This window comes from Achromobacter sp. 1011811831 (assembly GCF_059760905.1).
The window spans coordinates 32,697-50,072 of record NZ_JCBANG010000044.1 but is presented as its reverse complement, the minus strand read 5'-3'; the positions used below and the strand labels follow the sequence as shown (position 1 = coordinate 50,072).

Sequence of the window (17,376 nt, the reverse complement as noted above, 5' to 3'; positions counted from 1 at the left end):
CTCCCGCGTCCGGGGGCTTCTTTGTTTCCGCCCCTGCGACCGCCGCGATCCCGGGACCGTTGCCATGGTGCCGCTGCCATGGGGTGGCGGCCCGGCTCTCGGCATGGAGCGGGGGCATGGTCCAGCATGGCGCGTATTCCCCATTTTGATGCGAGGGAAGGGCGGGGACGTGCCCGCGCGGCACGCTTCTGGTGCGTGTTGCCTCGTGTTCAGCCCGGCGCCAGCGCGGCGTCACCGGATTGAAACCTGGCACGGGCCTTGCTTAAAGAGCAGCAGGCCGGCGCCATCGATCCGACGCGCCGGCCGGCCGGAAATGCCCGATAGGCGTTCCGCCGACTCCCTTCATCCGACCAGGACTCCGCACCATGAAGAAGACGCTGCCAGCCTTGCCCCTCGTGTTCGCTGCATGTTTCGCGGCGGTCGCGCAAGCCGAGCCCACCGATCTGGGCGGCGGCTTCTCGCTCAGCGGCAACGCCGCCATCGTCAGCGACTACCGCTTTCGCGGCTATTCGCAGACCGACTTCCGTCCGGCCGCGCAGCTGGGCTTCGACCTGAACCACAGCTCGGGCTTCTATCTGGGGAACTGGAACTCCAACGTGTCCAGCTTCGTCTACACCGACGGCAACCTGGAAATGGACTTCTACGGCGGCTGGAAGGGGGACGTGGGCGGCGGGCTGATACTGGACGCGGGGGTGCTGCACTACTACTACCCGGGTTCCAGCTCGCCCAAGGGCGGCAACTACAACAACACCGATCTCTACCTGGCCGCGACCTACGCCAACTACACGCTGAAGTATTCCTACACGCCCGGCGATTTCTTCAGCACGCCCGACAGCAAGGGCACCTGGTACCTGGACGGCACCGCCAATTTCGACCTGGGCGACGGCTGGGGCCTGGTCGGGCATCTGGGCTACCAGAAGCTCAAGAACCAGACCAACATGAAGGGCGATTCCATCAGCCATTACGTGGATTACAAGCTGGGCGTGACCAAGGACCTGAAGGGCTGGGTGCTGGGCCTGGCGGCCGTGGGCGCGACCAAGGACAACTGGCTGCCGACCAAGTACGGCCATCCGTCGGGACGTTTGGGAGCGGTGTTCTCGGTGGCGCGCAGCTTCTGAGGGACCGAAGGCGGCCGGCGGGGCAGTTGGCTGGCGAGGCGCCCCGCCTGGGCGCGGGGCGACGGCGGTCCTGCGCGGGGGCGACTGCGGCGCTCCCGCCGCTCGCTTTACAATGCGCGGTTGCATGTAATCCTGGACCGCGCAAGATGTCTGACGTTTTGAATATCGAATCCCTCGACCTGGAAGCCCGCGGCATCGCCCGCCGCGAGGGCAAGGTCGTGTTCGTTGAGGGCGCCCTGCCGGGCGAACGCGTGGTGGCCGCCACCGTGCGCCGCAAGCCGTCCTACGAAATCGCTCGCGTCGAGGAGATCCTGCGTCCGTCGTCGCAACGCGTGGTGCCGCGCTGCCCGCATTTCGGCGTCTGTGGCGGCTGTGCCATGCAGCACCTGGAACCCAGCACCCAGGTCGCGATCAAGCAGCGTTCGCTGGAGGACACCTTCTGGCACGTCGGCAAGCTCCGTCCCGCGCGCGTGCTGCCACCCCTGCAGGGCCCGACCTGGGGCTACCGCTACCGCGCCCGCCTGTCGGTGCGGGTGGTGCCGAAGAAGGGCGGCGTGCTGGTGGGCTTCCATGAGCGCAAGAGCAGTTATGTGGCCGACATGCGCGAATGCCATGTGCTGCCGCGCCACGTCAGCGACCTGTTGCTGCCCTTGCGCGCCATGATCGCCTCGATGTCCGCGCCCGACCGCATGCCGCAGATCGAGGTCGCGCTGGGCGAGGGTGTGACCGCGCTGGTGCTGCGCCACCTGCTGCCGCTGACCGACGGCGATATCGCCATCCTGCGCGCGTTCGCGGCCAAGCATCAGGTGCAATGGTGGCTCCAGCCCAAGGGGCCGGACACCGTGCACGCGCTGGAGCCGGCCGATGCCGACGCGCTGGCCTACACCATGCCGGAATTCGGCCTGCGCATGCCGTACCGTCCCACCGATTTCACGCAGGTCAACCACGCGATCAACCGTTCGATGGTGTCGCGCGCGCTGACCCTGCTGGAAGTGCAGCCCACCGACCGCGTCGCCGACCTGTTCTGCGGCCTGGGCAATTTCACGCTGCCGCTGGCGACCCAGGGCCGCGAGGCGGTGGGCGTGGAAGGCAGCAAGATGCTGACCGACCGCGCCTTCGAGGCCGCCGCGCGCCACGGGCTGGCGGCAAGCACCAGCTTCGCCACGCTGAACCTGTTCGAGGTGGATGTGGAATGGCTGCGCGGCCTGGGCTACTTTGACCGCATGCTGATCGACCCGCCGCGCGAAGGCGCGCAGGCCGTGGCGCAGGCGCTGTCGCTGCTGGCGGCCGAAGAGCGTCCGCGTCGCATCGTCTACGTGTCCTGTAATCCGGCCACGCTGGCGCGCGATGCCTCCATCATGGTGCACGAGGGCGGCTATGTCCTGAAGAGCGCGGGCGTGATCAACATGTTCCCGCACACCGGCCATGTCGAATCCATCGCCGTGTTCGAATCGCTGGACGCCGATGCCGTGCGCGAGGCGCAGCAGCGCGCCCGCGAAAAAGCCGAAGCGGCCCGCCTGGCCGCCGAGGAAACCCCCGCCGCCGCCTGAAGATCCGCACCAAACGTCCCTTCCTGTAACGGGGCCGCCATGGAGCCGGCTTTGCCGGGCCACGGGTGGCGCCTCCTGGGGAGAGGCGCCGCAGGCGCTTCGGGGGAGACTATTACCCCTGCAATCCTTCGAGGATCGGGCAGTCCGGCCGGCCGTCGCCATGGCAGTTCTGCGCCAGGTGCTTGAGCGTGGCGGCCATGTCGCGCAGGGCTTCGGCCTTGCGCTCCAGTTCCTGCACATGCTCCAGCGCGATGCGCTTGACGTCGGCGCTGGCGCGGCTGCGGTCGCGCCACAGCGCCAGCAGCTCGTTCATCTGCTCGACCGAGAATCCCAGGTCGCGCGCGCGGCGCACGAAACGCAGCGTGTGCAGTTCGTGGTCGCCGTAGACGCGGTAGCCCGACTCGGTGCGCAGCGCCGGGCCGATCAGCCCGATGCTCTCGTAGTAGCGGATCATCTTGGCGGATATGCCAGAGGCCTGGGCGGCTTGTCCGATGTTCATCTCGTGGGCTCCAGTGTGGTCCGGCGCGGGGCTCAGGCCCGCGCGGCCTGCGGGCGGAAGGTCTTCAGGCGCAGCGCATTGCCCAGCACGAAGACGCTGGACAGCGCCATGGCGCCGGCGGCGAAGATCGGCGACAGCGACAGGCCGAAGGCCGGATACAGCGCGCCGGCGGCCAGCGGGATCAGCGCGGCGTTGTAGGCGAAGGCCCAGAACAGGTTCTGGCGGATGTTGGCCAGCGTGGCGCGGCTGAGCGCGATGGCGTTGGGCACGCCGTTCAGATCCTCGGCCATCAGCACCACGGACGCGGCCTCGATCGCCACGTCGGTGCCCGTGCCGATGGCGATGCCGGTGTCGGCGGCGGCCAGCGCCGGCGCGTCGTTGATGCCGTCGCCGACGAAGGCCACCTTGCGGCCGCCCTCGCGCAGCGCGGTGATGGCGGCCACCTTGCCGTCGGGCAGGACTTCGGCGCGCACCTCGTCGATGCCCAGCTCGCGCGCCACGGCCTGCGCGGTGTGGCGGTTGTCGCCGGTGATCATGGCGGTCTTCAGGCCCTGCGCGTGCAGCGAGGCGATGGCGGCCACGGCCGAGGGCTTGACCGGGTCGGTCACGGCCATCATGGCGGCGGCGCGGCCGTCCACGGCAACGAAGATCGGCGTCTTGCCCTGGCTGCCCCATTCGGTGGCGCGTTCGCCGAAGACGCCGACGTCCACGCCGCGCTCGGCCATCAGGCGGGCGGCGCCGGCCAGCACCTTGCGGCCCTCGACCACGGCTTCCACGCCCGCGCCGGTGATGGCGGCGAAACCCTCGGCGGGCAGCAGCGCCAGCTTGCGCTCGGCGGCGGCCGCGACGATGGCGACGGCGATGGGGTGCTCGGAACGGGCCTGCACCGACGCGACCCACAGCAGGACTTGCTCGGCGTCATGGCCGGGCGCGGCTTCCAGGCCGGTCAGCGTGGGCTTGCCCAGCGTCAGCGTGCCGGTCTTGTCGAACGCCACGACCTGCACGTCGCGCAGCGTCTGCAGCGCGTCGCCCTGGCGGAACAGCACGCCCATTTCCGCGGCGCGGCCGGTGCCGACCATGATGGAGGTCGGCGTGGCCAGGCCCATTGCGCAAGGGCAGGCGATGATCAGCACGGCCACGGCGTTGACCAGCGCGTGCGACAGGGCCGGCGTGGGACCGAGGAACAGCCAGAGCAGGAAGGTGACCAGGGCCACGCCCATCACGGCAGGCACGAACCAGCCGGTGACGCGGTCCACCAGCGCCTGGATGGGCAGGCGCGCGCCTTGCGCGGCCTCGACCATGCGGATGATGCGCGCCAGCATGGTGTCGGCGCCGGTATGGGTCACGCGCAGCGTGAAACTGCCGGACGTGTTCAGCGTGCCGCCGGTGGCCTGCATGCCGGCCGTCTTTTCGACCGGCACGGGCTCGCCCGTGAGCATGGATTCGTCCACGTAGGAATTGCCTTCGATGATTTCGCCGTCCAGCGGGATCTTCTCGCCGGGACGCACCAGCACGATCTCGCCCTTGCGCACCTGCTCGATGGGCAGGTCCACGGGCTGGCCGTCGCGCATGACGCGGGCGGTGCGCGGCTGCAGGCCGATCAGGCGCTGGATGGCCGCGCCGGTGCGGCCCTTGGCGCGCGCCTCCAGCATGCGGCCCAGCAGGATCAGCGTGACGATGACGGCGGCCGCCTCGAAATAGACGTTGCGGGAGGCCTCGGGCAGCCATTGCGGCGCGAAGGTGGCCACCACGGAATAGCTCCAGGCGGCGCCGGCGCCCAGCGCCACCAGCGAGTTCATCTCGGGCGCGCGGCGCCACAGGGCCAGGAAGCCCTTGCTGAAGAAGTGCCGGCCCGGCCAGGCCAGCACCAGCGTGGTCAGCGCGAATTGCAGCAGCCAGCTGTTCTGCCGGCCGATATTGGCCAGCACCCAGTGATGCATGGCGGGAATCAGGTGCGAGCCCATCTCGAGCACGAAGACGGGCAGCGTCAGGGCCAGCGAGATGCCAAAGGCCTGCTTCAGGCGGCGCGCCTCGGCGTCGCGGGCCTCGGCCTGGCGTTCGGCGTGATCGTCCTCGGCGGCGATGGGGCGGGCCTCGTAGCCGATCTTGCCGACGGCGTCCACCAGCGCCTGGGCGTCGGCGGCGGTCGGGTCGAAGGCGACCAGCGCGCGCTCGGTGGCCAGGTTCACCTGGGCCTGGGCCACGCCCGGCACGCGGGTCAGGGCCTTCTCGACGCGCTTGACGCAGGACGCGCAGGTCATGCCCTCGATGGCGAGCTCCAGCTCGCTGGAAGAGGCGGGGATGGCGATGTTCATGGCGGGTCTCTTTCTATCCGGGAAGCCCACAGTTTCATCCTTCCCATTATTGGAAGGTCAAGCCTGATTTTACGCTTGACCTTTCCATTATGGGAAGGTTTACAGTGCTGCCATGCCTGGGATCATTCCAGGCCGTCCCTGAATCTTTCGGAGAGCATCCATGAGCATCGAGTTCCAAGTCCCCGACATGACCTGCGGCCACTGCGTCAAGACCATCACCGGCGCGGTTACGGCCGCTGTGCCCGGCTCGGCGGTCGCGACGGACCTGGCGACGCACCGCGTGACAGTGACCGGCACCGACCAGGCGGACAAGGTCGAGGCCGCCATCCGCGACGCGGGCTACGAGCCGGCCCGCGTTTGAGCGTCCCGCCGGGTCGGCTTGGCCCTGGCGCGCGCCGGATGGATCCCATAGAATCCATCAGGCGTTTTTCATTTGCCTATTGCTTAAAACTATTGATCAATTAAAGCAATTAAATTTGATATATTGATAGTGCCGATTTATCATTCTTTCCATGGTGGTTGAACAGAACCCCGCTACCCCAAGGAGAGATTGAATGCTGCAAAACCGTGAAGGCCAACGTGTTCCCAACGTCACGTTCCCTGTCCGCGAGGGCAACACCTGGAAAAAGCTCACGTCCGACGACATCTTCAAGAACAAGACGGTCGTGGTCTTTTCGCTTCCCGGCGCTTTCACGCCGACCTGCTCGTCGACCCACCTGCCGCGCTACAACGAACTGGCGCCCGCGTTCTTCAAGGAAGGCGTGGACAGCATCGTGTGTGTGTCGGTGAACGACACCTTCGTGATGAACGAATGGGCCAAGGACCAGGAATCGGCCAACATCACGCTGCTGCCCGACGGCAACGGCGCCTTCACCGAAGGCATGGGCATGCTGGTCGACAAGAGCGACCTGGGCTTCGGCAAGCGCAGCTGGCGCTACTCCATGCTGGTCAAGGACGGCGTGGTGCAGAAGATGTTCATCGAGCCGGAAAAGGAAGGCGATCCGTTTGAAGTGTCGGACGCCGACACCATGCTGGCGTACTTCGCCCCCAAGGCCAAGAAGCCCGACCAGGTGGTCGTGTTCTCCAAGCCTGGCTGCCCGTTCTGCGTGGAAGCCAAGGCGCTGCTGCAGGACAAGGGTTTCGATCCGATCGAGATCCCGCTGGAGAACAAGGTCCGCGGCCGCGTCATCGGCGCCGTCTCGGGCAAGGGCACCGCGCCGCAGGTGTTCATCAACGGCTCGCTGATCGGCGGCCTGGACGACCTGAAGGCGCACTTCGCCTGACAGGCATCAGGCATGCCGGGCCCGGGCGGCCCGGCATGCCGCGCGGCTCCGCGCCTTGCATGGCGGAGCCCGCGCCGAATTCCCCCCGCTGTGCGCGTTCCTGCGCGGCCCCATCCGGGCGCCGCGGGGGCGGTCGCGTCCCGAGCCCGCGCAGCAAGGCGAATTCGCCCTTGGAATTACACCGCACAACCACGCCATATCGGGAGCACATGGATATGAAGACCCTGCACACTGACGTTGCCATCATCGGCGCCGGCACCGCCGGCCTGGCCGCCTATCGCGCCGCCCGCGCCGCTGGCAAGCGCGCCTTGCTGATTGAGGGCGGCCCCTACGGCACGACCTGCGCCCGCGTGGGCTGCATGCCGTCCAAGCTGTTGATCGCCGCCGCCGAGGCCGCGCATGCCGCGACGCACACCGATGCGTTCGGCGTGCGCGTGGAAGGCGAGGTCAGCGTGGATGGCAGGGCGGTCATGGATCGCGTCAAGCGCGAGCGCGACCGTTTCGTCGGCTTCGTGCTGGACGGCGTGGAGAACATTCCCGCCGAGGACAAGATCCGCGGCCAGGCGCGCTTCGTGTCGGACACCGTGCTGCGCGTGGATGAACATACCGAGATCCAGGCTTCGCGGGTGGTGATCGCCACCGGCTCGCGGCCGTCGGTGCCGCCGCCGCTGCGCGAGTTGGGCGATCGGCTGGTCGTCAACGACGATGTGTTCGCCTGGGACGATCTGCCGCGCCGCGTGGCCGTGTTCGGTCCCGGCGTGATCGGACTGGAGCTGGGCCAGGCGCTGGCGCGCCTGGGCGTCGAGGTGCGCGTGTTCGGCGTCAGCGGCAGCCTGGGCGGCATCAGCGACCCGCTGGTGCGCCAGAGCGCCCGCAAGATCTTCCAGCGCGAGTTCTACCTGGATCCGGACGCCCGCGTGCTGGAAACCAGGCGCGTCGGCGATGAGGTCGAGGTGCGCTACGTGGCGCTGGACAATAGCGAGCGCACCGAGCGCTTCGACTATGCGCTGGTCGCCACCGGCCGCCGCCCCAACGTGGACGGGCTGGGCCTGGAGCACACCTCGCTGGCATTGAACAAGCAGGGCGTGCCGCTGTTCGACCGCGAGACCATGCAGGCCGGCAATGCGCCTATCTTCATCGCCGGCGACGCCAACGCCGACGCGCCGCTGTTGCACGAGGCCGCCGACGAGGGCCGCATCGCCGGCGAGAACGCCGCGAGCTATCCCGATGTGCGTCCCGGACTGCGGCGCGCGCCGCTGGCGGTGGTGTTCTCGGATCCGCAGATCGCGTTGGCCGGACAGGGCCACGCGCGGCTGGTGCCGGGCACCTTCGTCACCGGCCAGGTCGATTTCGGCGATCAGGGACGGTCGCGCGTGATGCTGAAGAACCGGGGCATGTTGCACGTGTACGCCGACATCGCGACTGGCCGTTTCCTGGGCGCCGAGATGGTCGGTCCCAGCGCCGAGCACATCGGCCACCTGCTGGCCTGGGCCGTGCAGCAGGAGCTGACCGTGGCGCGGATGCTGGAGATGCCGTTCTACCACCCCGTGATCGAGGAAGGCCTGCGCACGGCGCTGCGCGATGCCGCCGCCAAGCTGGCGCAGGCGCGCGAGGCGCTGCAGGTGGAGGAAACGGCTTGAGTGGTCAAAGCCGGGGCCGCAATTGCGGCCCCGCTTCTTGCCAGCGCGACTACTTGCCGGCGGCCAGCGCGCTGTTGCACGCGGCGGCCAGCCGGCGCACGCCTTCGCGGATCTGGTCCACGTTGGGCGCGGCATACGACAGCCGCATGGTGCCGGCCTTGGGCGTGGCCGCATAGAAGGCCGCGCCGGGCACGAACAGCACGCCCTGGTCCACGCAGGCCTGGAACAGCGCGCCGGGCGCCAGGTCGTCCTGCGCCTCGGCCCAGATGAACATGCCGCCTTCCGGCGGATTGGCCCGGATGCGGCCGCCGAGTTCGGCCTGCAGCATGTCGACCATGGCCTGCATGCGGGCGCCGTACTCGCGCCGGGCGCGTTCCACCGTGTCCGGATAGCGGCCGGCATTCAGGTATTCCGCGGCGATCAGCTGCGCGATCGGCGACGTGCACAGGTCGGTGGTCTGCTTGGCGATGGCGCAGCGGCGGATGACTTCGGCCGGCGCCACCATCCAGCCGACGCGCAGCGCCGGCGCCAGCGTCTTGGACAGGCTGGACAGGTAGATCACCGGATTGGCCGACGGCAGCCTGGCGCCCAGCGCGTGGATCGGCTCGACCGCCGTGGGCGAGAAGCGCAGCTCGCCGTAGGGATCGTCCTCGACCACGACCACGCCGTGCCGCGCCGCCAGGCTCGCCAGCTGCGCGCGCCGCTCCTGGGACAACAGCGTGCCGCAAGGGTTGGAGTAGGTCGGGACGGTGTAGATGAGCTTGGGCATGGCATCGGCCGGCGCGTTCGCCAGCAGCGATTCCAGCGCGTCGATCCGCATGCCCTGATCGTCCACCGGCACCTGCTCGATGCGCGCGCCAGCCAGGCGCAGCGCCTGCAGCGTCGCCGGATAGGAGGGCGATTCCACATAGACCACGTCGCCGGGCTCCACGAACACGCGCACCAGCAGGTCGAAAGCCTGCTGCGAGCCCGTGGTCACCAGGATGTCCTCGGGCTTCGCCTCGATACCGCGCGCGCCGCAGAGCCGCGCCAGCGCCTCGCGCAGCGCCGGGGCGCCTTCGGTCGCGCCGTACTGCAGGATGCCGGCGCCCTGGGCGAAGACCCGTTGCGCGGCCTGTTCGATGCCGGCGTCATCCAGCAGCGCCGGCGAGGGATAGCCGCCGGCGAAGGAAATCATGCCGGGACGGCTCAGGTAGGGAAACAGTTCGCGGATGGGCGAACCGGCCGGTTCGGCGAAGGCGGCGGCGTAGGGAGAGTGGCTCATGGTCGGCTCGTTGTGCGGGGCGCGGGCGTTCAGGCGGGCAGGGCGGCGTCTTCGGCCTGGCCGAGCAGGGCGCGGACGCGCGCCAGCGATTCGGCCTGGGCCGCTTCGTACAGGGCGATCTCGTCGTGCACGGCGCAGCCCAGGTCGCGTTCAAAGGCCGCGCGCGCTTCGTTGGCCGAGTAGTTGCGCTGCTCTGCGCTGCCCAGGTTCGAGCGGAAGATGCCGGCCGCGCTCACGGGCAGGAAGTCCTCGTAGGTGATCGGATTGGCTTGCGCCAGGCCGCGGGCCAGCAGCGCATCGACGTCCAGGTCGGCGGCCGACGGGTCGGCGTGGCGCAGGCCCTCGTCGGTCAGCGCGTAGCGGAAGAAGGCCAGGCCTTCGGCGCGCAGCGCGTCCAGGTCGTCGGGGAATTCCGTGAAGACCTCGGCCAGCCGGTCTTCGTAGCGTTGACCGGGCGCCTGCTCGCGGGCGCGGGCCAGCAGCGCGTCGTAGCGCTGGCGGCCCTTGCGGGTCAGCGCGATGCCGCGCTGCTCGACTTCGCCGAAGCGCGCGGTATGGGTGCCGGCGGTGTCCGCGCCCAGGAAGCGGACCGGTTCCTCCAGCGCCTTGAAGCTGGTCTGGCGCAGCAGGATGGGGTGCTTGCGACGCGGCGGGCCTTCGACCACTTCCTTGGCGGGAATGCCGCGGCCCGGCATGGCGGCCTGCAGCGCGTCGATGTCCAGCGTGCGCGGGGTCAGGTGATTGATATGCGGGCCGGCGAAACAGACCACGTCGGCGATCAGGCGATGGGCGTCGTGCAGCGCCTTGTAGGTCTCGGCCGTGACGGTGGCCTCGCTGTGCCAGCGGAAGGTCTCGCGCACCTGTTCGACGAATTCGTCCGCCTGGGCGCTCTCCAGGCCGCCGTCCCGTTCGAACTGCTCGGTCAGCGCCAGCGCGCGCGCCGTGAAGATGTTGCGCCGTTCCAGGATCTCGCGCGCCTGCGCGGCCAGGGCCTGGTCTTCGAGCAGTTCCAGGCGCAGCAGCGAGGTGAACACGCGGAAGGGATTGGCCGCCAGCGCAGCGTCGCCGACCGGGCGGAAGGCGGTGGAGTGGACCGGAATGCCGGCGACCGACAGATCGTAGTAGCCGACGGGCTCCATGCCCATCACCGCGAACACGCGGCGCATGGTCGCCAGTTCGGCGGCCGTGCCCAGGCGGATGGCGCCGTGGCGCTCCAGGTTCAGCCGCTCCAGGCTGGCCGAGCGCGCCAGACTGTCGCGCAGTTCCGGCGATCCGGCCAGCACGTTGGCGTTGATGTCGGCGACCAGGTCCAGCAGGGTGCCGTATTGCGGCACTTCCTGGCGGTACATGCCGGACATGGCGCGCGAGAAACGGGTGCGGATGTCATCCGGGGAAACGAGGGAGGAGCGGGTCATGGCAGGAAACGGGGTCAAGGTGGAAGAGAGTCGGCAGAGAACCTTCATGTCATTCATTAAATACATGAAAAGCTCCCGATTGCGTGATTCTCCAGGTGTGTACACAAGAGGGTCAACCGACATTTGTGTCCAAGGTCATTCATAAATAGAATGAACTCCCATGAAATTCCCGCGCAAATACCTGCCCTCCATGTCCGTGCTCTGTGCCTTCGAGGCGGCCGCCCGCCACCAGAGCTTCACGGGCGCGGCGCTGGAGCTGAGCCTGACGCAAAGCGCCGTCAGCCGGCAGATCCGCGCGCTGGAAGAGCTGCTGGGCACGGATCTGTTCGTGCGCGAGCGCCAGACCGTGCGGCTGAACAAGGCCGGCGAGGCCTATGCCCGGGAAATCCGCGAGGCGCTCAAGCGCGTGTCGGCGGCCACGCTGGGCTTTCGCGCCAATCCGCAGGGCGGCACGCTGAATATCGCGATCCTGCCCACCTTCGGCACGCGCTGGCTGGCGCCGAGGCTGCCGGCGTTCATGGCGGCCAATCCCGGCATCACCATCAACCTGGCCACGCGCCCGGAACAATTCGATTTCGCCACCGAGCCGGTGGACGCGGCGATCCACTTCGGCCTGCCGGTATGGCCGGGGGCCGAGCTGGATTTCCTGATGAGCGAGCAGGTGGTGCCGGCATGCAGCCGGGCGCTGCGCGAACAGTTCGATTTCCAGGCGCCGGCGGATCTGCTAAAGGCGCCGCTGCTGCACCTGGAAAGCCGGCCGGACGCCTGGGAGCGCTGGTTCCACGCCATGGGCGTGCAGGCCCAGGGCGTGAACGGCATGCTGGTGGACCAGTTCGCGCTGGCCTCGCAGGCGGCCATGTCGGGCCTGGGAGTGGCGCTGTTGCCGCGCTTCCTGATCGAGGCCGAACTGGCGCGCGGCGATCTGGTGCTGGCCATCGACGCGCAGGTGGAAAGCGCCGAGAAATACTATCTGGCCTGGCGTCCGAGCCAGGCCAGCTATCCGCCGCTGCAGGCGTTTCGCGCCTGGCTCGCGGCGGCGGCGCGGCAACCCTGAGGCGCACGCCCGCTCAGGTGTTCTCGCGGTATTGCAGCGTGAAGCCGGCCCGGTCGTCCTGCGCCAGCTCGCGCGCCAGATAGGGCATGGCGGGCTTGAGCGCCTCGTGCAGCGTCCAGGGCGGATTGACCAGGAACATGCCGCTGCCGTGCAGGCCGTAGCCGTCGATGGCCGCTTTCTTGACGGTCAGCGTGGCGTGCAGCCAGCTCTTGACCTTCAGGTTTTCCAGGTGGCGGGCCATCTCGTTGGCCTCGCGCCGCTGCACCAGCGGATACCAGACGGCGATGGTGCCGGTGGCGAAACGCTTGATGCACTCCTTGACCGTGTTCAGCGTGCGGCGGTAGTCGTTCTTGTCTTCATAGGACGGATCGATCAGCACCATGCCGCGCCGCGTGGGCGGCGGCAGCAGCGCCTTCACGCCTTCGAAGCCGTCGTCGCCGTAGATGGTGGTCTGGCGCTGGGCGTTGCGGTCCAGGTGTTCCAGGTTGCCGACCAGCGTGTCGATCTCGGTCGGGTGCATCTCGAACATGCGCAGCCGGTCCGACGGACGCAGCGCATCGAGCGTCAGCCAGGGCGAGCCGGGATAGCGGCGCAGCCGGCCGTTGGTGTTGTAGGCGCGGACGCGCTGCAGGTACTCGGCCAGGATGGGCGGCAGATCGTCGCGCTCCCAGAGCCGGCCGATGCCGTCGGCGGACTCGGCGGTCTTGGTGGCCCAGTCGCCGTCCAGGCTGTACAGGCCGGCGCCGGCATGGGTGTCGATGACCCAGTACGGCGCGTCCTTGCGGTTGAAGTAATCCAGCGTGTGGACGAGGATGGCGTGCTTGAGCACGTCGGCGTGGTTGCCGGCGTGGAAGGCGTGGCGGTAGCTGAACACGGGCGCCCGGTCCTTTAAGCCTGGACGGGCCGGATCGCGGCCAGCTCGTCGGTGAAGATGCCGTCGATGCCCCAGTCGAGCAGCAGGCGCGCGCGCTCCGGATCGTTGACGGTCCAGGCGGCGATGCGGTAGCCGGCGGCGTGCACGGCGTCGATCAGCTCGCGGGTGGCGTCCTTCTGGTTGATGTTCAGCGCCACGCACTGGTATTTCTGCAGGCGCGCCAGCCAGTCGGCCGGGACTTTTTCCACCAGCAGCGCGCGCGGCAGCTCGGGCGCGGCTTCCAGCGCCGCCGCCAGCGCCTCTTCGGCGAAGGAAGAAAGCAGGGGGGCGGTGGTCGATTGGCGCCACAGCTCGCGGGCGGCCAGCGCCACGGCGCGGCCGGTCTCGGCCTCGCGACCCGGGCAGGGCTTGATCTCGACGTTGCTGGCGATGCCGTTGGCGACGGTGTAGCGGGCCACGGCGGCGAAGGTGGGCAGCGGTTCGCCGGCGTAGGCGGCCGAGTGCCAGCTGCCGAAATCCAGCTGCGCCAGTTCGATGTAGTCCTTGGCGGCGGCAGGGCCGTGGCCGTTCGAGCTGCGGTCCACGTCATCGTCGTGCATCAGCACCAGCACGTTGTCGCGGCTGAGCTTGACGTCGTACTCGAACATGGTGAAACCGTGTTCGGCGCCGACGCGCATGGCGGCCAGCGTGTTCTCCGGCGCCAGGCGGCCGCCGCCGCGGTGGGCGATGTAACGGGAGTAGGGCCAGGAGGGGAGGTTTGCGGTCATTTGGGTGTTGCTTGAGTGTTCTACGGAGCAGGGTTGCAAGGATACTCCTAATGGCCTATTTCAGCGGCGCCTTGCCCTGCGACACATCCATGATCATGCGCGTGGACAGGTACAGCCGGGGCACGATGCTGCCTATCTGTATGTACTCCGCGTCATTGGAGTGGGCGCCGAAGCCGGACAGGCTCATGCCCTCGATGACCGGGCCGCGCGCCTTCAGCGCGGCGAAGGCGGCGTCGGTGCCGCCGCCGCTGGCGCGGTCCACCACCTTCATGGGCAGGCCCAGCTCCTGGTAGATGATCACGCCGTGCGAGGCCAGCGCCCGCGAGGCGGCGGTGGCCTCCAGGGGCGGGCGGCGCACCTCGAACTTCACGCTGACCTTGGACTCGGGCAAGAGCTTGTTGCGCGACTTTTCCTCCAGCGTGCGCGCCAGCGCGTCGAAATCGGCCACGCGCAGCGCGCGGGCATCGGCCTGGGCCGTGGCCTGGCCCGGGATGACATTGCGGTTGGTGCCGGCCTGGGCCACGGTCCAGTTCAGCTTCAGTCCCTTGTCGGGTTGCGACAGCTTGTCCATCTGCAGCACCTGGTGGGCCAGCTCGTACAGCGCGTTGATGCCGCCCTCGGGCCGCGCGCCCGCGTGCGAGGTCTTGCCCTGCACGGTCAGGTAGGCCGCGCCGATGCCGCTGGTGGCCAGCGTCAGCCGGGCTTCGGCGCCGCCGCCTTCATACGAGAACACGGCGTCCTGGTCGGCCGCGAGGGCGGTGATGGTGTCGCGCGCGCCCGGCGAGCTGATTTCCTCGTCGCCGTTGATCAGCACGGTGATCTTGCCGTAGCCGCGGAAGTCCAGCTTGCGCAGCAGGGCCAAGGTGTGAATGATGGCCGCCACGCCGTGCTTGTCGTCGGCGATGCCCAGGCCATAGGCCTTGTCGCCGTCGATGCGGAAGGGCTGGTCCTTGAGCATGCCGTTGCGGTAGACGGTGTCCATATGGGCGATCAGCATGATCTTCTTGTCGCCGCTGCCCAGGAACTCGGCCCGCACCATGGGGCCGACCTTCTCCGGCGTGTCGTCCAGGCGGAAGACCTGGGCGGGTTGGATGATCTCGGCCTTGCCGCCCAGCGCCGCCAGCCGGTCGCGCACCAGCGCGGCGATGCGTTCCACGCCCTCGACGTCCTTGCTGCCGGATTCGATGCCGACCAGGTCGCGCATAGTGTCCAGCATGGCCTGCCGCTCGGCCTGGGCGGCCTCGTGCACGGCCGCCACGGGCGCGCCCCAGGCCGCCGAGCAAGCCAGGAACAGGGCGGTGGCGCCCGCGGCGCGGGTGAGGAATGGGGAAAGGCGCGGAGTCATCATGAACGCAAACCTCGTTTGTCGCTGGGCGCCGGGCGCCCGGGAACGGACCACGATACGGGCCGGGCCGGCGCGCCGGAACCGGGGTTTCCCTGCTTGACGCGCTGGCGCCGGGCGATGATCAAGGGAATCTGAACGTCGCGCGCGGGCGGGAAATGCTAAAATCCCGCGGCTGATCCGGTGTATAACCGGTGTGGGAACAAGGCGAAGCTCGTTCGCCTTTTTTTATGCGTTTTCTTGCGGCTCCCGGTTTACGTCCGGAGCGCGGCAACAGGGATTCCATGTTCGAATTTATTCGCAGCCATCGTCGCTGGATGCAGTTCATTCTGCTGCTTCTGATCGTGCCGTCCTTTTTCCTGGTCGGCATACAGGGCTATGAAAGCTTCATGCGCAAGGAGCCCGAGCTGGCCACGGTCGCGGGCCAGCCCGTCACCCGCGCCGAGTTCGACCAGGCCCACCGCAATCAGCTGGAGCAGTTGCGCCAGCGCCAGGGCGCGCAGTTCGACCCCGCCCTGGTCGATACGCCGTTCGTGCGCCAGAGCCTGCTGAACGAGCTGATCAACCAGCGCCTGATGGCGAACGTCGTCATCGACAACCGTCTGTCGGTGTCGGACGCTACGCTGCGCAACTACATCCTCAAGAATGTTCCCGAGGTCCAGGCCAATGGCGTCTTCTCGCGGGAACGCTACGATCAGGTGCTGGCCGCGCAGGGCTTGACGACAAATACGTTCGAGGCCAGCGTGCGCCGCGACCTGTCGATCGGCCGCGTGCTCGAGCCCGTGGGCATGACCGCCCGCGCACCCGCCGAAGTGGTGGCCTCGCTGGAAACCGCGCTGACCCAGACCCGTTCGGTCCAGCTGCGCCGCTTCGCCGCCGCCGACTACCGTTCGAAGGTCGATGTGAGCCCGGCCGACATCCAGTCCTGGTACGACGCCAACAAGCAGCAGCTGCAGATTCCCGAACAGGTCCAGGTGCAGTACCTGGTGCTGGACGAAGCCGCCGCCACCCAGGGCGTGCAGGTCAAGGACGAAGACCTGGCCTCGTACTACGAGCAGAACAAGACCCGCTTCGGCCAGCCCGAGCGCCGCCGCGTCAGCCACATCATGATCAACCTGCCGGCCGGCGCCTCGGAAGATGCGCGCAAGGCCGCTCGCGCCAAGGCCGACGAGCTGGACAAGCTGGCCGTGGCCGACCCGTCCAAGTTCGCCGAACTGGCTCGCAAGGAATCGCAGGACGCCGGCTCGGCCGCCAATGGCGGCGACCTGGGCTGGCAGCAGAAGGGCGCGTTGCCCGGTTCGCTGGACAAGGCCGCCTTCGGCCTGAACAAGGACCAGGTCTCCGGCGTCGTCGAAAGCCCCAGCGGCCTGCACATTCTCAAGCTGACCGAGATCCAGCCCGCCGCGATCAAGCCGCTGGCCGAGGTCAAGGACCAGCTCGCCGGCGAAGTGCGCAAGCAGCTCGCCGCCGTGCGTTTCTCGGAAATGGCCAGCCAGCTGAGCAAGCAGGTCTATGACCAGCGCGACAGCCTGCAGCCCGCCGCCGACGCGGTCGGCCTGAAGCTGCGCACCGCCGCCGGCGTGACCCGCGAAGGCCTGCTCCCCGCCGACAAGGCCGGTCCGGGCTCCGCCGCCGCCGGTCCGGACGCCGCGCTGCTGGACAACCCGCGCGTGCGCCAGGCGCTGTTCTCGGCCGACGTGCTGCGCGAAAAGCAGAATTCCGGCGTGATCGAGCTGGCTCCGGACACCATGCTGGCCGTGCGCGTCGCCGCCGTGGAGCCGGCCCACGTGCCGCCGCTGGACAAGGTCAGCGAAACCATTCGCGCCAAGCTGCTGGACGAGCGCTCGGCCGAAGCCGCCAAGCAGGCTGGCGAAGCCGCGCTGGCCGCCGACAAGGCCAATCCGGCGGCCTCGCCCGAAGGCTTCGCCGGTGTGGTGATCGTGTCGCGCCAGGATCCGGGCGGCCTGCCGCGCGCGGTGCTGGACGCCATCATGCGCCAGCCGGCTGGCGCGCTGCCCGCCTATGTCGGCGTGCAGGCCGGCGCCGACTATACGGTGGCGCGCCTGGAGAAGGTCGAAGCGGGCAAGGTCGAGCAGGCCGAGCGCGAGAGCCTGGCGGGCCAGTTGGCCGGCGCTTATGGCCAGGCCGAGAGCGAAGCCGTGCTGCGCATGCTGCGCGAGCAGTACAAGGTGCAGTTGTTGCCGGCCTCGGCCGACGCCATCAAGGGCGAGCAGCCCGCCTCGGCGGGCTGAGCC

General features: G+C 68.8%; 14 protein-coding genes. 7 read left to right on the top strand and 7 right to left on the bottom strand.

Features of this window, described 5'->3' with window-relative positions:
• The first annotated feature begins 365 nt into the window (after window positions 1–365).
• Window positions 366–1,118, top strand: coding sequence for a TorF family putative porin (locus AC6LJ9_RS17445; protein ID WP_498148546.1), 753 nt, complete (start codon window positions 366–368; stop codon window positions 1,116–1,118).
• 146 nt (window positions 1,119–1,264) lie between these two features.
• Window positions 1,265–2,668 (top strand): 23S rRNA (uracil(1939)-C(5))-methyltransferase RlmD, encoded by a 1,404-nt coding sequence (gene rlmD / locus AC6LJ9_RS17440; RefSeq protein ID WP_498148545.1) that lies wholly within the window; start codon window positions 1,265–1,267, stop codon window positions 2,666–2,668.
• Window positions 2,669–2,780: 112 nt separating this feature from the next.
• On the opposite strand, the gene cueR is transcribed toward rlmD, so the two are convergent.
• Both cueR and AC6LJ9_RS17430 read right to left on the bottom strand, forming a co-directional pair.
• A complete protein-coding gene (gene cueR, locus AC6LJ9_RS17435) occupies window positions 2,781–3,167 on the bottom strand; it encodes a Cu(I)-responsive transcriptional regulator (RefSeq protein WP_212318635.1) in 387 nt (128 codons plus the stop codon).
• Between the two features lie 32 nt (window positions 3,168–3,199).
• Window positions 3,200–5,482 carry a heavy metal translocating P-type ATPase gene (locus AC6LJ9_RS17430; RefSeq protein WP_498148544.1) on the bottom strand — a complete coding sequence of 761 codons (2,283 nt, stop codon included), beginning with the start codon at window positions 5,480–5,482 and terminating at the stop codon, window positions 3,200–3,202.
• 160 nt (window positions 5,483–5,642) lie between these two features.
• On the opposite strand from AC6LJ9_RS17430, the gene AC6LJ9_RS17425 reads away from it, so the two are divergent.
• From AC6LJ9_RS17425 to AC6LJ9_RS17415, 3 genes are all read left to right on the top strand, one after another.
• On the top strand, window positions 5,643–5,843 hold the full coding sequence (locus AC6LJ9_RS17425; protein WP_212318631.1) for a heavy-metal-associated domain-containing protein: 201 nt from the start codon (window positions 5,643–5,645) through the stop codon (window positions 5,841–5,843).
• 193 nt (window positions 5,844–6,036) lie between these two features.
• Window positions 6,037–6,765, top strand: coding sequence for a glutathione peroxidase (locus AC6LJ9_RS17420; protein ID WP_103274583.1), 729 nt, complete (start codon window positions 6,037–6,039; stop codon window positions 6,763–6,765).
• Window positions 6,766–6,980: 215 nt separating this feature from the next.
• Window positions 6,981–8,405 (top strand): dihydrolipoyl dehydrogenase, encoded by a 1,425-nt coding sequence (locus tag AC6LJ9_RS17415; RefSeq protein ID WP_498148543.1) that lies wholly within the window; start codon window positions 6,981–6,983, stop codon window positions 8,403–8,405.
• A 49-nt stretch (window positions 8,406–8,454) separates the two neighbouring features.
• On the opposite strand, the gene AC6LJ9_RS17410 is transcribed toward AC6LJ9_RS17415, so the two are convergent.
• Entirely contained in the window at window positions 8,455–9,669 is a 1,215-nt protein-coding gene (locus AC6LJ9_RS17410) for an aminotransferase-like domain-containing protein (protein WP_498148542.1), read from the bottom strand.
• 29 nt (window positions 9,670–9,698) lie between these two features.
• Window positions 9,699–11,084 (bottom strand): 2-oxoadipate dioxygenase/decarboxylase HglS, encoded by a 1,386-nt coding sequence (hglS, locus tag AC6LJ9_RS17405; protein WP_498148541.1) that lies wholly within the window; start codon window positions 11,082–11,084, stop codon window positions 9,699–9,701.
• A gap of 160 nt (window positions 11,085–11,244) precedes the next feature.
• Here hglS and AC6LJ9_RS17400 point away from each other — a divergent pair, with 160 nt between their 5' ends.
• Window positions 11,245–12,138 carry a LysR family transcriptional regulator gene (locus tag AC6LJ9_RS17400; RefSeq protein ID WP_212318619.1) on the top strand — a complete coding sequence of 298 codons (894 nt, stop codon included), beginning with the start codon at window positions 11,245–11,247 and terminating at the stop codon, window positions 12,136–12,138.
• A 13-nt stretch (window positions 12,139–12,151) separates the two neighbouring features.
• On the opposite strand, the gene AC6LJ9_RS17395 is transcribed toward AC6LJ9_RS17400, so the two are convergent.
• The 3 genes from AC6LJ9_RS17395 to AC6LJ9_RS17385 are packed head-to-tail and all read right to left on the bottom strand — an operon-like array spanning window position 12,152 to window position 15,127.
• On the bottom strand, window positions 12,152–13,012 hold the full coding sequence (locus AC6LJ9_RS17395; RefSeq protein WP_498139791.1) for a 23S rRNA (adenine(2030)-N(6))-methyltransferase RlmJ: 861 nt from the start codon (window positions 13,010–13,012) through the stop codon (window positions 12,152–12,154).
• A 14-nt stretch (window positions 13,013–13,026) separates the two neighbouring features.
• The gene (gene ugpQ / locus AC6LJ9_RS17390; protein WP_498148540.1) at window positions 13,027–13,779 is read right to left on the bottom strand and encodes a glycerophosphodiester phosphodiesterase; all 753 of its coding nucleotides are present in this window, start codon (window positions 13,777–13,779) and stop codon (window positions 13,027–13,029) included.
• A 55-nt stretch (window positions 13,780–13,834) separates the two neighbouring features.
• Complete coding sequence (locus tag AC6LJ9_RS17385) at window positions 13,835–15,127, bottom strand: M20/M25/M40 family metallo-hydrolase (protein WP_498148539.1); 1,293 nt, start codon at window positions 15,125–15,127, stop codon at window positions 13,835–13,837.
• Between the two features lie 278 nt (window positions 15,128–15,405).
• Here AC6LJ9_RS17385 and AC6LJ9_RS17380 point away from each other — a divergent pair, with 278 nt between their 5' ends.
• On the top strand, window positions 15,406–17,373 hold the full coding sequence (locus tag AC6LJ9_RS17380; protein WP_498148538.1) for a SurA N-terminal domain-containing protein: 1,968 nt from the start codon (window positions 15,406–15,408) through the stop codon (window positions 17,371–17,373).
• Window positions 17,374–17,376: the final 3 nt, after the last annotated feature.

Bases quoted from the DNA above. Each gene is read 5' to 3' on its own strand.
- hglS (WP_498148541.1), bottom strand. From the start codon at position 11,084: ATGACCCGCTCCTCCCTCGTTTCCCCGGATGACATCCGCACCCGTTTC.
- AC6LJ9_RS17430 (WP_498148544.1), bottom strand. From the start codon at position 5,482: ATGAACATCGCCATCCCCGCCTCTTCCAGCGAGCTGGAGCTCGCCATC.
- AC6LJ9_RS17415 (WP_498148543.1), top strand. From the start codon at position 6,981: ATGAAGACCCTGCACACTGACGTTGCCATCATCGGCGCCGGCACCGCC.
- AC6LJ9_RS17420 (WP_103274583.1), top strand. From the start codon at position 6,037: ATGCTGCAAAACCGTGAAGGCCAACGTGTTCCCAACGTCACGTTCCCT.
- rlmD (WP_498148545.1), top strand. From the start codon at position 1,265: ATGTCTGACGTTTTGAATATCGAATCCCTCGACCTGGAAGCCCGCGGC.
- AC6LJ9_RS17410 (WP_498148542.1), bottom strand. From the start codon at position 9,669: ATGAGCCACTCTCCCTACGCCGCCGCCTTCGCCGAACCGGCCGGTTCG.
- AC6LJ9_RS17385 (WP_498148539.1), bottom strand. From the start codon at position 15,127: ATGATGACTCCGCGCCTTTCCCCATTCCTCACCCGCGCCGCGGGCGCC.
- ugpQ (WP_498148540.1), bottom strand. From the start codon at position 13,779: ATGACCGCAAACCTCCCCTCCTGGCCCTACTCCCGTTACATCGCCCAC.
- AC6LJ9_RS17445 (WP_498148546.1), top strand. From the start codon at position 366: ATGAAGAAGACGCTGCCAGCCTTGCCCCTCGTGTTCGCTGCATGTTTC.
- cueR (WP_212318635.1), bottom strand. From the start codon at position 3,167: ATGAACATCGGACAAGCCGCCCAGGCCTCTGGCATATCCGCCAAGATG.
- AC6LJ9_RS17400 (WP_212318619.1), top strand. From the start codon at position 11,245: ATGAAATTCCCGCGCAAATACCTGCCCTCCATGTCCGTGCTCTGTGCC.
- AC6LJ9_RS17425 (WP_212318631.1), top strand. From the start codon at position 5,643: ATGAGCATCGAGTTCCAAGTCCCCGACATGACCTGCGGCCACTGCGTC.
- AC6LJ9_RS17380 (WP_498148538.1), top strand. From the start codon at position 15,406: ATGTTCGAATTTATTCGCAGCCATCGTCGCTGGATGCAGTTCATTCTG.